This window comes from Curtobacterium sp. MCBA15_016, from assembly GCF_001865105.1.
Classification (GTDB): domain Bacteria; phylum Actinomycetota; class Actinomycetes; order Actinomycetales; family Microbacteriaceae; genus Curtobacterium.
The window spans coordinates 47,300-60,904 of the sequence record NZ_MJGR01000022.1 but is presented as its reverse complement, the minus strand read 5'-3'; the positions used below and the strand labels follow the sequence as shown (position 1 = coordinate 60,904).

Here is a 13,605-nt window from a genome sequence, read left to right as displayed (position 1 = left end):
GCGGAGCCGCACCGCGCCTCCAGTCCGGACGACGGGGCGGAGCCGGACTGCGCACGAAGCGCAGCCGGACCGACCCGCTCTTCCTGGTCTTCCTGATCCCCACCCTCCTGCTCTTCACCCTGGCGATCACGCTCCCCGCCGTGATGGGCATCGTGCTGAGCTTCACCGACTCCGTCGGCTTCGGCGACTTCCGGTTCATCGGCCTGACGAACTACGTCGCCGTGTTCAGCGACCCGGCGATCCTGCAGGCGTACCTGTTCACGATCGGGTTCTCGCTCGTCACGGTCCTCGTCGTGAACGCGGTCGCGTTCCTGCTCGCCATCGCCCTGACCTCGAAGGTCCGCGGCAAGATCACCCTCCGCGCCGTGTTCGTGCTGCCGATGGTGATCTCGGGCATCGTCATCGCCTACGTGTTCTCGTTCCTGTTCGCGAACAGCCTGCCGGCGCTCGCGACCACGCTCGGCTTCGCGCCGCTCGAGCAGAGCATCCTCGCGAACCCGGACCTGGCGTGGATCGCGATCGTGGTCGTCACCGCGTGGCAGGCGATCCCGTCGACACTGCTCATCTACATCGCCGGCGTGCTCTCGATCCCGGCCGAGGTGTACGAGGCGTCGGCGCTCGACGGCGCGAGCGCCTGGCGGCAGCTCGTGTCGATCACGGCACCGCTCACGGCGGGCTACATCCTCATCAACCTCGTGATCGGGTTCAAGAACTTCCTGAACTCGTACGACATCATCGTCGGTCTCACCGACGGCGGCCCCGGCACCTCGACCACCAGCGTGGCGATGTCGATCTTCAAGGGCTTCAACGGCGGCGACTACGCCTACCAGATGGCGAACGCCACGATCTTCTTCGTCATCGCGGTCGTCATCGCCGTGATCCAGCTGCGGGCGACCCGCGGGAAGGCAGCGCTCTGATGACCATCCAGGCACCCCTCCAGCCGGGGACCACCGCGACCGGCACCATCCGCTCCGTCGACGCCGACCGGAACGCCGGCCGTCGTGGCGAGCGCTTCAACTGGCGGGTCACGGTCGTCCTCGTCCTCTGCACCCTGTCCGTCCTCGTCCCGCTGTACGTGACGATCACGATGGCGTTCAAGACGACGAGCCAGGCGGTCGACGGCAACGCGTTCTCCCTCCCGGCGCCGTTCAGCGTCGACGGCTTCGTGCAGGCCTGGCAGCTGACGGACTTCCCGCGCGCGTTCGGCGTCTCGGTGCTCGTCGCCGCGATCACCGTCGTCGGCACGATCCTGCTCGCGTCGTTCACGGCGTACGCGATCGCCCGGAACTGGGACCGCCGGCTGTTCCGCTGGTCGTTCTTCTACCTGCTCGCCGCGATGTTCCTGCCGTTCCCGGTGCTCGCGCTGTCGCAGGTGAAGCTCACCGGCCTGGCGCACCTCGACAACCCGTTCGGCGTCGCGATCCTGCACGTCATGTTCCAGCTGTCCTTCAGCGTGCTGCTCTTCACCGCGTTCCTGCGGTCGATCCCGGCCGAACTGGAGGAGAGTGCCCGCATCGACGGTGCGAGCACGGGGCAGGTGTTCTGGCGACTCGTGTTCCCGCTGCTGGCACCGATGAGCGCCACCGTCGGCATCTTCGCGTTCCTCGCGTCCTGGAACGACTTCGTGATGCCGTCGCTGATCACCTCGAACCCGGCGCTGCAGACCCTGCCGGTGCTGCAGCAGATGTTCCAGACGCAGTTCAGCAACAACTACAACGTGTCGTTCGCCTCGTACCTGATGGCGATGGCGCCGGCGATCATCGTCTACCTGTTCACGCAGCGCTGGGTGATGGCCGGGGTCACGCAGGGCGCGATCAAGTGACGACCACCGACTCCGCAACCGAGAGGACCCCCACCATGACCGACGTCGTCGAGACCGCCGCCGCACCCGCGACCGAGGACGGGAGCAGCACCTGGTGGCGCCAGGCCAGCGTCTACCAGATCTACCCGCGGTCCTTCGCCGACGCGAACGGCGACGGCATCGGCGACCTGCCCGGTGTCACCGCGAAGGTGCCGTACCTGGCGTCCCTCGGGATCGAGGCCGTCTGGCTCAGCCCGTTCTACCCGTCCGCCCTCGCCGACGGCGGCTACGACGTGGACGACTACCGTGACGTCGACCCGCGCCTCGGCACGCTCGAGGACTTCGACGAGATGGTCGCGGCGCTGCACGGTGCCGGGATCCGCGTGATCGTCGACGTCGTCCCGAACCACACGAGCGACCGGCACGAGTGGTTCCGCGAGGCGCTGGCGTCCCCGAAGGGCAGCCCGGCACGCGACCGCTACGTGTTCCGCGACGGCACCGGGCCGTCCGGCGAGGGCTCCCCTGCCGACTGGGTGTCGATCTTCGGCGGCCCGGCCTGGACCGCGGTCGGCGACGGCCAGTGGTACCTGCACAACTTCGCCAAGGAACAGCCCGACCTCAACTGGGCGAACCGCGAGGTCCGCGACGACTTCCTGCACACCCTCCGCTTCTGGTCCGACCGTGGTGTGGACGGGTTCCGCATCGACGTCGCGCACGGCCTGGCGAAGGACCTGCCGTCGGGCCCGCTCCCGACGTGGGCCGAGGTCCTCGCGTCGCCGAAGGACGGCTCGCACATCCTCTGGGACCGCGACGACGTCCACGAGATCTACGCCGAGTGGCGGAAGGTCTTCGACGAGTACACGCCCGCACGCACGGCCGTGGCCGAGGCGTGGGTCGCCGCCGACCGCCGCGCCCGGTACGCCAGCGCCGAGGGGCTCGGGCAGGCGTTCAACTTCGACCTGCTCGAGGCCGACTTCGACGCCGGGCAGTTCCGGAGCATCATCGAGTTCAACCTCGCGCTCGCAGAGGAGTCCGGCTCGTCGACCACGTGGGTCTTCTCGAACCACGACGTCGTCCGGCACGCCACCCGCTACGCCCTGCCGGCACGCAACGGCGCCGAGGAGAAGCAGGGCAGCGCGTGGTTGCTCGCCGGCGGCTCACAGGACGCGCTCGACCGCTCGCTCGGACTGCGCCGTGCCACTGCGGCCACGCTGCTCGAACTCGCGCTGCCCGGCTCGGCCTACCTCTACCAGGGCGAGGAGCTCGGCCTGCAGGAGGTCGGCGACATCCCCGAAGCCGACCGCCAGGACCCGGCGTTCTTCCGGAACCCGGGCGTCGACGTCGGCCGTGACGGCTGCCGCGTGCCGCTCCCCTGGACCCGGAACGGCAGGAGCTTCGGGTTCGGCGACGGCGGTGCGCACCTGCCGCAGCCGGCATGGTTCGCCGATGTGTCGGTCGAGGCCGAGGACGCCGACCCCGACTCGACGCTGAACCTGTACCGGAAGGCGCTCGGCCTGCGCGGCCAGCTGCAGTCCGAGGAACACCTCGAGTGGCTCGAGACCGGCCGCGACGACGTGCTCGCGTTCCGTCGGCCGAACGGCTGGACGAGCGTGACGGTGTTCGGCGACGAGCCGTACGACCTCCCTGCTGGCGAGCTGCTGCTCGCCTCCGCGCCGGTGGCAGACGGCGCACTGTCGGGTGTGGGGACGGCCTGGTTGCGTTCCTGACGGAACCAGGTGACGGACGGGAGGCGCGGTGCGGGCAGGCACCGCGCCTCCCGTCCGTCAGGCGGTCACGCCCGAGCGCCGTCAGGCGCTGCCGGTAGGGTCGCGGCATGAGCGGGGCGACCATCAGCGTGCAGGACTTCGTGATGCGGTTCGGGGACCGGAACGTGGTCGACGGGCTGTCGTTCGACATCGCCCCCGGCGAGACCTTCGGCCTGCTCGGCAGCAACGGCTCGGGCAAGACCACGACCATCCGTGCGCTGCTCGGCATCACCACCCCGACCGCCGGCACCCTCACGATCGACGGGCAGCCCTACCGACCGGCCACCGGCGGGATCGGCTACCTGCCCGAGGAACGCGGCCTGTACCGCAAGGAGTCGGTCATCGACGTGATGACGTACTTCGGGCGGCTCCGCGGCCTGCGCGGGCCCGAGGCGACGGCGTGGAGCATGGACTACCTCGCCCGCGTCGGCCTGGCGGACCGGGCGAAGCTCCGGGTGGACAAGCTCTCCGGCGGGCAGCAGCAGAAGGTCCAGCTCGGCATCACGATCATGGACCGGCCCCGCCTGCTCATCCTCGACGAGCCGACGAAGGGCCTCGACCCGGTCAACCGTCGGTTGCTGCTGGACCTCGTCGACGAGCGGAAGGCCGACGGTGCCACGGTCGTCCTCGTCACCCACCACATGGACGAGGTCGAGCGACTCTGCGACCGGATCCTGCTGCTCAAGGACGGCACCGCTGCCGCCTACGGGTCGATCCCCGACGTGCAGGACGCCTTCGGCGGTGCCGTCGCCCGGGTCGGCCTCGACGGGCCGGTGCCGCCGTCGCCGCTCTACCGCCTCGCCCGGCACGAGGGGCACGTCGCCTACCTCGTGCCGATGCCCGCGGCCGCGGCCGACGGGTCGGACATCCTCGCGTCGCTCGTCTCGGCCGGCGTGCACGTCACCGGGTTCGAGATGCGGCGCATCCCGCTCGACGAGATCTTCGTCCAGGTGTACGGCCACGACGCCGGAGCCGACGCGGCCGCCGACACCGCACGGGCCGGAGCCGCCGCGTGAGCCGCCTCGGGACCGTCATCCGGTTCGAGTTCGTGCGTGCGGTGAAGAAGCCCGCGTTCTGGATCGGCACGCTGGCGCTGCCGGTCGTCATCGTGGTGGTGTCGCTCCTCGTCGGGGTCGGGCAGTCCGCCGGGACCGACTCGGTGGTGTCCAGCTCGTCCGCGACGAAGACGCCCTTCCGGTACGTGGACGACTCCGGGCTGGTGTCCGAGAGCGTCGCCGCGAAGTGGGGCGGGTCGCCGTCGACCGACCCCGCGGCGGACCGGGCCGCGGTGCGCTCCGGGACCCTCGACGCGTTCATCACGTTCCCCGAGTCGCCGTCGACGTCGCCGATCCGGGTCGAGGCGGCCGACCGCGGGCTCTTCGGGAACGGCGGGTACTCCTCGCTGGCGGAACGGGTCCTCGAGCAGAGCGTCGCCGCGACCGTCGACGACCCGGAGTCCGTCGAACTCCTCCGGAACCCGCCGGACACCGACCTGACGACCTACGCGGACGGCCGGGTGGCGCCGGGCTGGTTGTCGATCGTGCCGCCGTTCCTCTACGTCGCCGCGTTCTTCGGGCTGGTCATCCTGCTCGCCACCCGCATGGTCACGGTGGTGGTCGAGGAGAAGGAGAACCGCATCTCCGAGATGATCCTCACGACCGTCACGGCCGGCGACCTCATCCGCGGCAAGGTCATCGCGATGCTGCTCGTCGGGTTCGTCCAGGTCGGGGTGTTCGTCGTCCCGGGGCTGATCGGGCTGCTCGCCGCGCTCCCCCTCGTCGCGTCACGACTGGGCGGGCTGACCATCGACCCCTGGCGGATGGTGGTCGGTGCGCTGCTCCTCGTGGGCGGGGTCCTGCTGGCGTCGGCGCTGTTCGTCGCGGTCGGGGCTGCCGTGCCCTCGATCAAGGACGCCTCTGCGCTGCAGTCGGTGGCGATCTTCTCGCTCATCATCCCGCTCTACGCGGCGTTCTTCGTGATGACGACGCCGACCTCGCCGGTGGCGTCGTTCTTCACGTACTTCCCGACGTTCACACCGATCACCGCGATGGTCCGGAACGCGGTCGGGTCGCTCACCGTCACCGAGTCGGTGGTCTGCATCGTCGAGGTGTTCGTGGTCGCGGCCGTGCTGCTGTGGTTCGCCGAGTACCTGTTCCGGCACTCCGTCGCGCAGTACGGCTCGAAGGTGACGCTCCGGCAGATCGTGTCGTGGCGGCGTCGGTCGCGGGCCTGACCGGCCCGACCGGCTAGCTGGTGAGGACGACCTCGTCGAGGTCCCACGCCCGCACCTCGCGCTCGCGCCACCCCTGACGGAGGGTGCGGACGGCACGGTCGAACTCCACGAGCACGTCGATGTGCGGGCGCACGAGCATCTGGATCTGCAGCCCCTCGTACACCGCGAGCAGCTGCGTCGCGGCCTGGTACGCAGGGATCGCCAGGCGCTCGGACCCGGACTCGACGTCGCGCTCGAGCCCGGACGAGAGCTGCTCGGCGTACTCCTCGAAGCGCTTGCGGAAGAGTTCGGCGAAGCCGGTGTCGGCCGCCGCGATCGTGATGGCACCGGCGAGCACCCGGACGAGGCCGGGGTCGGCGACGTCCTCGGCGAGGGTCATCCGGACGTGCTCGATCGTGCACGTCGGCGGGTTCCTCCGACGCGTCCCGCGCAGCTGCGTCCACCGGTCGTAGGTCACGAGCAGCAGCGCGTCCCACGTCGGGAAGAGCCGCTCCACCGTGGTCACCTCGATACCGGCGACCTCGGCGACCACCTCGGCGTCGACGCTGTCGAACGGGTGCAGTCGGTAGGCGCGGATCGCGGCGCGGACGATCCGTTCGGCCAGGGACTGTTCGTCCTCGAAGGCCGCGTCGTGGTGGTGTGCCATCCGACCATCACACACTGTTCCCGAGGGTTTGTCTCGTCCCAGAGCGGGGGCCTCGGTCAGCCGACCGTGACCGGGGCCGCCGAGGGCTTCGTGCGCTGGCGCATCCAGACGAAGAACCCGGTCAGGGTGAAGACGCCGTAGAACACGTACATGAGCCCGGAGGCGTAGTACCCGGCCGAGAACAGGAGCGGCACACCGACGAGGTCGACCGCGACCCAGATCAGCCAGAACTCCACCCAGCCCTTGGCCATGCCGTAGGTCGCGAGCAGCGAGCCGACGAAGATCCAGGCGTCGCTCCACACCGGCTCGTACGAGCCGAGGGCGCGGAACACCGGGGTCAGGACGGCGGTGCCGCCCACCATGACGAGGACCATCAGTCCACGAGCCTTCCAGGAGGCCCAGCGCGGCTCGATCACGGTCGTCGCGTCGTCGGGACGGTGCGTCCAGCGGTACCAGCCGTAGACGCTCACGATGATGAACATCACCTGGCGTCCGGCCTGACCGAGCAGGTTCACCGGGTTGGGGGTGTCGAAGAGCGCTCCCATGAAGACCGTGAAGAGCAGGGCGTTGCCGACGATGCCGACCGGCCAGGCCCACACCTTGCGGCGCATCCCACCGAGGGCGCTGAGCAGGCCGAACACGTTGCCGATCACCTCGCGCCAGAGCACGGTCTGGTCGCCGATGACGAGCTGCGCGTCGAACAGCCACCGCACGATGCCCATGGGCCCTCCTCGTTTCCGGACGGTGCAACGGTACGGGGGCGGTCGGCATTCCTTGCGCGACCGAGACCGATCGGGGTACAAACCGTGTCGGCACTCTCGGGGACGAAAATGACCCCTGTACTGGGTCCATTCAGACGCATGTTCCCACTTGTCCGCACTTTGGGGGACCGGTAGCGTCGACACCAGAGCGAGTCCAGCCCGCCCGAGACGTGTCACGTCGCGGAGCCCGGCGACAGCTCTCCGGCACAGGTCAGCCGCGACCCGCACGAACCACGGGTCGATGACATCGTCCCGTCGGCACTGCCGATGGTCGCAGCGCGCCCGAACGCGCAGAACGGACCCCTCATGCACAAGATAGTGACCGGTGCCATCGCCGGCGCCGCCGGTGTCGCCCTCCTCCTCGGCGGCGCGGGCACCTTCGCTCTGTGGAACGCCAGCGCCAGCACCGCGGCCTCCTCGGTGAGCTCGGGATCGCTGACCCTCAGCGCGAACAACGACGGCGTCTGGACGGACATCACGAACGGCCGCTCGGCGACGATCAACCCGGCGAGCGCCCTCATGGTGCCGGGCAACTCGTACCAGTTCACGCAGACCCTGACGATCGGTGCGACCGGCCAGGACCTCAAGGCGAACCTCACCTACGCCAGCCAGAGCATCACCGGTGACAGCGCCCTGCTCGCCGCGACGACGAAGACCCTCGCGGTTACCTCGTCGAGCGCCTCGGTCGTGCAGTCGACCGCGAACGCGAACACCTTCGTGGTCTCCCCCTCCGCCGCGACCTCGACCGTCAAGGTCGTCTTCACGATCACCCTGCCGTCGTCGGCCACCACGGGCCAGGGCGGCACGCTCAACGTCGGCGCGCTCGCGTTCACGCTGACCCAGACCGCGATCGGTTCCTGACCCGCGGAAGCAACCCGGGCCGTGGAGCCCGTGGTCTCGATGGGTCCCTGATCCGCCGATCGCGACCACGCGCCTCCTGGCCCACCCGCACCGCCGGACGGCGGTGCACACCACGACGACCAGGGGACGGACATGACCAGCACACCGAGGACGAGCGGACGCCACGCGGCGCCGCGTCGTCACCGGTGGATCTGGCCCACTGCCCTCGCCCTGGTCGTCGCGGTCGTGACGGCGCTGCTCGGCACGGGCGGCACCTACGCGCTCTGGAACGGCACCGCCAGCACCTCGGCCTCGACGGTGCGGTCCGCGACCGCCACCATCACCACCGGCCCGCTCTCCGCGATGAACACGTCCGTCCTCGGTCCTGGTGGCGGCGTCACCGGCACGTTCACGGTGCGCAACACCGGCTCGATCCCGCTCACCATGCGGGTCGCCACCACCTCGACGAACGTCGCCTACGCCACGAACGCGACCCCGGCTGCGGTGCTCGGTGAGCTGAGCCTGCGCCTCGCGGTGGTCGGCAGCACCGCCGACTGCCGCACCGGCCTGTCCGGCGCGAGCGGACGGCTCGCTGCCTTCGACACCGGCATCGGCTCGTTCACCCTCGCGGCCGGCGCGAGCGCCGTCGGGTGCGTCGAGATGGACCTCGACGCCGACGCACCGCAGACCGTCGCCGGGGCCGTCACCGACTTCACCCTGACCGTGACCGGCACGCAGGTCAGCGCATGAGCCGCCGACTCCGCACCGTGCTCGCCGGGCTGTTGGCGCTGGCGTTCGTCGTCGGCGGGTCGTCCGCCGCGTGGGCGCTCTGGAGCGCGACCGGGACGACCGCGTCGAGCGTGACCATCGGGAAGACCGGGGCGTCCCTGACCGGCACGAGCGACATGACGACCACGTTCTCCTCGAGCGTGACGAGCACGACGAAGCCGCTCACCCTGACCAACGCGGGGTCGCTCGCCGGCACCGCCACGACCACCGTCTCCGTCGTGTCCGGCAGCTCGACCGCCCTCGCACAGGCCGTGAGCGTCGTCGCGTGGCCCGTGACCGGGACCGCGGCCTGCACGGCGTCGACCTCGGTCGGCACCGGCTCCGTCTCCGGCACCTGGGCGTCGCTGCCGAGCCTCACCACGAAGCTCGCCGCCGGCGCCAGTGCCGTCTGGTGCACGCGGAGCACGCCGTCCTCGTCCGCACCGGCGTCGAGCACCGCGAACGTGAACGTGAACCTCACGGTGACGGCCGGCACGTGGAGCTCGGGCGTCGTGTCCGGCGGTTTCTACCTGAACACCTCGGCGGCCACGCCCGCCCTCACGTGCACGGACCACAGCGGCAACTACGTCGAGGTCGCCTGGGCCACCTCGTCCCGGCCGAAGGACACCTGGTACGGCGCCTACGCCGGGCGCGACGCGTCCACGATGGTCGCCCCGAAGCAGCAGGACTACTACGGCCGCTTCACCATCGCGCCGAGCCAGATCCCCGCGAGCGTCGCCACGAGCGGCCCGGTGCTGATCACCGTGAAGATCCTCGACAGCGCGGGCAACCCCACGAGCACCGTGGTCGGGACCGGGCAGATCACCCTCTTCACCCAGAACGACGGGGCAGCCGTCCGGTGCGGCGCATGAGCGCGCCCACCGACGGCGCTGCCCGGCGCGCCCGGCGCCCGCCGCGCACCGGCTGGCGTGCGGTCGTCCACGCCCTCGCGCTCGGACTGAGCACGGGGCTGCTCGTCATCGTCGCCGGGCTCGCCGTCGTGCTCATCGTCGTGCCGAAGGCGGCCGGGTCCACGCCACTCACCGTCCTCACGCAGTCGATGGACCCGACGCTGCCGCCCGGCACGCTCCTCGTCGTCCGGCCGACGCCCGTCGAGAACATCCGCATCGGCGACGTCGTGACCTACCAGATCACCTCCGGGCAGCCGGCGGTCATCAGCCACCGGGTGGTCTCGGTCGCGTCGTCGTCGGACGGGTCCCGGACGTTCACACTCAAGGGCGACAACAACGCGCTCGCCGATCCCGCACCGGTGACGGCTGCCCAGGTGCGCGGCGTCGTCTGGTACAGCCTGCCGGACATCGGCCTGGTGAACCAGCTCGTCAACGGGTCGCGCTCGTGGCTCGTGCCCGCGATCGCCGGGGTCCTGCTGGCGTACGGCGCGGTGATGGTCACGATCGGCACCGTGTCGGCCGTGCGTCGCCGACGCGCCGCGGGCGACGCCGACGGACGGGGGCCACGCGGTCGCGGCGCCCACCGGGCTACGCTCGGGTGACGTGACGGACGGCGTGGAACGGGCGAGGGCGCTGCTCGACGACGCGGCGCGACGGCTCCGCGACGCCGACGTCCCGGACGAGGCCCTCGGCGAGTACGTCGAGCCGAAGGCCGTGCTCGGCATCCGGCGCGAGCCCGCCATCCGATCGCTCGGCCGGGTGTGGCGGGTCGGCGCGCTGCTGCTCGGGTCCTCCCCCGAGACCGACGGCCGGGTCTGGGCGACCGGACGGATCACGCGCGTCACCGAACCCGGGCGGTCGCAGTTCGTGTCCGTCTCCGCCGAGGTCCGTCGGGCCTACCGGGCAGCGGCGCAGAAGGGCCACTTCGAGCCCGGGGACACCGTGAACCACGGCGCGACGCCGATCCCGGTCGACGGGTCGCTCGTCGGCTCGGACGGCGTGCTCTTCGTCGACGACGGCGGCCCGTTCGTCCGGTGGTCCCCCACCGCGGGTGCTGCCGTCCCGCTCGAGGCGTACCTGGCGGACCGCGTCGGGCTGCTGGTCGATCCCCCACGCGGCGCGACCGACTGACCACGGCGCGACCACGGGGCATCACCACGCGTCCGCCCGCGCCGTCGCGGTGGACGCGACCCGTCGCGGTGGACAGGACCCGCCGTCGGACGGGAGGCGCGGTGCCGGCCCGCACCGCGCCTCCCGTCCGACCGTGGCCGGGTCAGGACCGTGGCCACGTCACAGACTGAAGCCGCCGTCCGACGTGAGGACCTGCCCGACGACCCAACTGCCCGAGGACGTCGCGAGCCACCCGATGAGCTCGGCCGGGTCCTGCGGCGTCCCGACGCGACCGAACGGCGTGCTCGCCAGGTACTCGTCGAGGCCGTCGAGCGACCGGTCCGTGGTCTCCGGGTCCATGTAGCCCGTGTTCACCGGCCCGGGGTTGACGGTGTTGAGCACGATGCCGAGCTCGAGCAGCTCCTTGGCGACCGTGGCGGTCACCCCGGCGAGCGCGGCCTTGCTCGCGGCGTACGCGACCTCGCCGATCATCGCCCCGTGGATCTGCCCGGAGGTCATCCAGAACACGTGCCCCTGCGCCTCGGCGTACGGGCCGGTGCCCACGATCCGGTCCCCCGGCCGTCGTGGCTCGTCCGTCCGTGGTGCGCGGCGCCGGGCGAACTCGGCGGTCAGCAGCATCGTCGCGCGGGTGTTGACCTCCCAGAAGGCGGTGAGCCGCTCCGGGGTCATGTCGAGGATGCTGCCGTCGTCCCCGCTCTTGGCGTGGTTGCACACGAGGACGTCGAGGCGGCCGGTGAGTGCCGTCGCGGTATCGATCAGCTCCGGGATCACGGAGGGATCGGACAGGTCGCCGGGGACGTCCGCGAACCGGGCGCCCTCGGTGAGATGTGCGCGCAGTCCGTCGCGGACGGCGTCGAGGTCGTCCCCGCCCCACGGCAGGTCGAGGTCGTGCCGGCGGTGGTGGTGCACGACGATGCTCGCGCCGAGGTCGGCGAGCTTCGACGCGACGGCGAACCCGATGCCACGGCGTCGTGAGACACCGGTGACGAGGGCGGTCTTGCCGGCGAGGGGCAGGGTGGATGCGGGCATGCTGAACCTTTCGACGGCCCCGACGGGGCACTGGAGGGAGTCGGAAGCGGGTTCAGCGGCACTGCATGCCCGCCACCCTACACAGGAGGGCGCGGCCGCGGAACCGCCGTGGAGTCGGGGGACGTCCCGGGCCCGCACCCGCGTGCTCGCGTACCGTCCGCCGCATGACGGACGCGCGCACCGCCCCGGCCGACCGACGCTCCGAGCGGCGCCGGCGCCTCATCCTGCCGGGACAGTACGGCCCGGACTTCGACGACGGCGGCCCGCTCCTCGTGGTCGAGGCCCGCGAGTTCTTCACCGCGCGTCCCGTGCACCGTGCGAAGGCGCACCTGTGGTTGAGTGCGCTCCGGCACCTGGTCCGCGACCTCCGCGACCGGGGCGAGGGCGACCGCGTCGAGCACGTGCAGGTCGACACGCTCCGCCAGGCGCTGGTCGGCCGGGACGACCTCGAGGTCGTCGACCCGCCGTCGCGGACGCTCCGCGCACAGGTGCGGCACTGGGGCAGGGGCACCGAGGTGCTGCCGAGCCGCGGCTTCGTGACCGACGAGGACGAGTTCGCCGAGTGGGCCGCGCAGGGCACCGGTCGCTTCCGGATGGAGACGTTCTACGAGCGGGTCCGCCGTCGCGAGGGCTGGCTGATGCGCTCGGACGCGCCCGTCGGCGGGAAGTTCAGCCTCGACGAGCAGAACCGGGAGTCGCCGCCGAAGGGTGCGACCACGCTCGGACTCCCGGAGCCGTGGTGGCCCGAGGAGGACGAGGTCGACGAGGAGGTCCGACGTGACCTGGACCGCTGGGAGCGGGACGGCATCGCCCGCTTCGTCGGTGCGGACGACCGTCGGCGCTTCGCGGTCACGCCCGACGAGGCCCGTCACGCACTCGACGATTTCGTGCGCACCCGGCTGAACGACTTCGGCCCGTTCGAGGACGCCACGCTCACGAACGACTGGACGATGGCGCACTCGTTGCTCAGCGTCCCGATGAACCTCGGTGTCCTCGACCCGCGCGATGCGATCGAGGCGGCACTCGTGGCCCACCGCGACGACGACGCCCCGCTCGCGAGCGTCGAGGGGTTCGTCCGGCAGATCGCCGGGTGGCGCGACTACGTCTGGCACCTCTACTGGTGGTTCGGCGACGACTACGGCGCGTCGGAGAACGCCCTCGGAGCGCACGAGCGGCTCCCCCGGTGGTGGCGGGAGCTCGACGCGTCCCGGGTCGAGGCCGCCTGCCTCCGCACCGCGATCGAGGGCCTGCACGACCACGGCTGGCTGCACCACATCCAGCGGCTCATGGTGCTGGGCAACTGGGCGCTGCAGCGCGGGTACGACCCCGTGCACCTCACCGAGTGGTTCACGGACGTGTTCGTCGACGGGACCGACTGGGTGATGCCCGCGAACATCATCGGGATGTCCCAGCACGCCGACGGCGGGATGGTCGCGACGAAGCCGTACGCGTCCGGTGGTCGGTACATCGACCGGATGTCGGACCACTGCGGCGGGTGCCGCTACGACCCGACGAAGCGGCTCGGCGAGGACGCCTGCCCCTTCACCGCCGGCTACTGGGCCTTCCTCGCGCGGACGGAGCCCGCCCTGCGGGACAACAACCGGATGGCCCGTCCGCTCCAGCAGATGCGGAAGCTGGCGGACCTCGACGAGGTGGTGGCCCAGGAGGCGCGGCGCGGCTCCCCCTGACGCGCCCGGCCCGGTGGTGGGTCACGATCCC

14 protein-coding genes are annotated in these 13,605 nt (G+C 71.3%); 11 read left to right on the top strand and 3 right to left on the bottom strand.

All coding sequences use genetic code 11. The annotated features are described in order from the left end of the window. The first annotated feature begins 47 nt into the window (after positions 1 to 47). The 5 genes from BIV03_RS10170 to BIV03_RS10150 all read left to right on the top strand — a co-directional run bounded on the left by BIV03_RS10170 (position 48) and on the right by BIV03_RS10150 (position 5,800). Positions 48 to 917 carry a carbohydrate ABC transporter permease gene (locus BIV03_RS10170; RefSeq protein ID WP_229086880.1) on the top strand — a complete coding sequence of 290 codons (870 nt, stop codon included), beginning with the start codon at positions 48 to 50 and terminating at the stop codon, positions 915 to 917. After that, positions 917 to 1,822: a carbohydrate ABC transporter permease gene (locus tag BIV03_RS10165; RefSeq protein ID WP_071295601.1), complete on the top strand. Its 906-nt coding sequence runs from the start codon at positions 917 to 919 to the stop codon at positions 1,820 to 1,822. The genes BIV03_RS10170 and BIV03_RS10165 overlap by 1 nt, the downstream gene beginning before the upstream one ends. Before the next feature lie 35 nt (positions 1,823 to 1,857). Beyond that, positions 1,858 to 3,528, top strand: a complete 1,671-nt coding sequence (locus BIV03_RS10160) for a glycoside hydrolase family 13 protein (protein WP_071295600.1) — start codon at positions 1,858 to 1,860, stop codon at positions 3,526 to 3,528. Between the two features lie 107 nt (positions 3,529 to 3,635). Further along, positions 3,636 to 4,583: an ABC transporter ATP-binding protein gene (locus BIV03_RS10155; protein ID WP_071295599.1), complete on the top strand. Its 948-nt coding sequence runs from the start codon at positions 3,636 to 3,638 to the stop codon at positions 4,581 to 4,583. Beyond that, positions 4,580 to 5,800 (top strand): ABC transporter permease, encoded by a 1,221-nt coding sequence (locus BIV03_RS10150; protein ID WP_070418225.1) that lies wholly within the window; start codon positions 4,580 to 4,582, stop codon positions 5,798 to 5,800. Before BIV03_RS10155 ends, BIV03_RS10150 begins: the two co-directional genes overlap by 4 nt. A gap of 13 nt (positions 5,801 to 5,813) precedes the next feature. On the opposite strand, the gene BIV03_RS10145 is transcribed toward BIV03_RS10150, so the two are convergent. Together BIV03_RS10145 and pnuC are read right to left on the bottom strand one after the other, a co-directional pair. Then, a complete protein-coding gene (locus tag BIV03_RS10145) occupies positions 5,814 to 6,446 on the bottom strand; it encodes a TetR/AcrR family transcriptional regulator (protein WP_070418224.1) in 633 nt (210 codons plus the stop codon). Positions 6,447 to 6,502: 56 nt separating this feature from the next. Continuing rightward, complete coding sequence (pnuC, locus tag BIV03_RS10140; RefSeq protein WP_070418223.1) at positions 6,503 to 7,168, bottom strand: nicotinamide riboside transporter PnuC; 666 nt, start codon at positions 7,166 to 7,168, stop codon at positions 6,503 to 6,505. Positions 7,169 to 7,513: 345 nt separating this feature from the next. Between pnuC and BIV03_RS10135 the strand changes: the two genes are divergently transcribed. From BIV03_RS10135 to BIV03_RS10115, 5 genes are all read left to right on the top strand, one after another. Then, positions 7,514 to 8,068 carry an alternate-type signal peptide domain-containing protein gene (locus BIV03_RS10135; RefSeq protein WP_070419449.1) on the top strand — a complete coding sequence of 185 codons (555 nt, stop codon included), beginning with the start codon at positions 7,514 to 7,516 and terminating at the stop codon, positions 8,066 to 8,068. Between the two features lie 132 nt (positions 8,069 to 8,200). Beyond that, positions 8,201 to 8,797: a TasA family protein gene (locus tag BIV03_RS10130; RefSeq protein ID WP_071295598.1), complete on the top strand. Its 597-nt coding sequence runs from the start codon at positions 8,201 to 8,203 to the stop codon at positions 8,795 to 8,797. After that, positions 8,794 to 9,687: a hypothetical protein gene (locus BIV03_RS10125; protein WP_071295597.1), complete on the top strand. Its 894-nt coding sequence runs from the start codon at positions 8,794 to 8,796 to the stop codon at positions 9,685 to 9,687. The genes BIV03_RS10130 and BIV03_RS10125 overlap by 4 nt, the downstream gene beginning before the upstream one ends. Beyond that, positions 9,684 to 10,328 (top strand): signal peptidase I, encoded by a 645-nt coding sequence (locus tag BIV03_RS10120; RefSeq protein ID WP_139201929.1) that lies wholly within the window; start codon positions 9,684 to 9,686, stop codon positions 10,326 to 10,328. The genes BIV03_RS10125 and BIV03_RS10120 overlap by 4 nt, the downstream gene beginning before the upstream one ends. A 1-nt stretch (position 10,329) precedes the next feature. Further along, a complete protein-coding gene (locus BIV03_RS10115; protein WP_071295595.1) occupies positions 10,330 to 10,857 on the top strand; it encodes a hypothetical protein in 528 nt (175 codons plus the stop codon). 159 nt (positions 10,858 to 11,016) lie between these two features. On the opposite strand, the gene BIV03_RS10110 is transcribed toward BIV03_RS10115, so the two are convergent. Beyond that, positions 11,017 to 11,886, bottom strand: coding sequence for an SDR family oxidoreductase (locus BIV03_RS10110; protein ID WP_071295594.1), 870 nt, complete (start codon positions 11,884 to 11,886; stop codon positions 11,017 to 11,019). Between the two features lie 164 nt (positions 11,887 to 12,050). Between BIV03_RS10110 and BIV03_RS10105 the strand changes: the two genes are divergently transcribed. Further along, entirely contained in the window at positions 12,051 to 13,574 is a 1,524-nt protein-coding gene (locus BIV03_RS10105) for a cryptochrome/photolyase family protein (protein WP_071295593.1), read from the top strand. The last annotated feature ends 31 nt before the right edge of the window (positions 13,575 to 13,605 follow it).

Excerpts from the sequence above, each read along its gene's own strand:
- BIV03_RS10135 (WP_070419449.1), top strand. The coding sequence starts at position 7,514 with ATGCACAAGATAGTGACCGGTGCCATCGCCGGCGCCGCCGGTGTCGCC.
- BIV03_RS10145 (WP_070418224.1), bottom strand. The coding sequence starts at position 6,446 with ATGGCACACCACCACGACGCGGCCTTCGAGGACGAACAGTCCCTGGCC.
- BIV03_RS10125 (WP_071295597.1), top strand. The coding sequence starts at position 8,794 with ATGAGCCGCCGACTCCGCACCGTGCTCGCCGGGCTGTTGGCGCTGGCG.
- pnuC (WP_070418223.1), bottom strand. The coding sequence starts at position 7,168 with ATGGGCATCGTGCGGTGGCTGTTCGACGCGCAGCTCGTCATCGGCGAC.
- BIV03_RS10165 (WP_071295601.1), top strand. The coding sequence starts at position 917 with ATGACCATCCAGGCACCCCTCCAGCCGGGGACCACCGCGACCGGCACC.
- BIV03_RS10130 (WP_071295598.1), top strand. The coding sequence starts at position 8,201 with ATGACCAGCACACCGAGGACGAGCGGACGCCACGCGGCGCCGCGTCGT.
- BIV03_RS10110 (WP_071295594.1), bottom strand. The coding sequence starts at position 11,886 with ATGCCCGCATCCACCCTGCCCCTCGCCGGCAAGACCGCCCTCGTCACC.
- BIV03_RS10160 (WP_071295600.1), top strand. The coding sequence starts at position 1,858 with ATGACCGACGTCGTCGAGACCGCCGCCGCACCCGCGACCGAGGACGGG.
- BIV03_RS10155 (WP_071295599.1), top strand. The coding sequence starts at position 3,636 with ATGAGCGGGGCGACCATCAGCGTGCAGGACTTCGTGATGCGGTTCGGG.
- BIV03_RS10105 (WP_071295593.1), top strand. The coding sequence starts at position 12,051 with ATGACGGACGCGCGCACCGCCCCGGCCGACCGACGCTCCGAGCGGCGC.
- BIV03_RS10120 (WP_139201929.1), top strand. The coding sequence starts at position 9,684 with ATGAGCGCGCCCACCGACGGCGCTGCCCGGCGCGCCCGGCGCCCGCCG.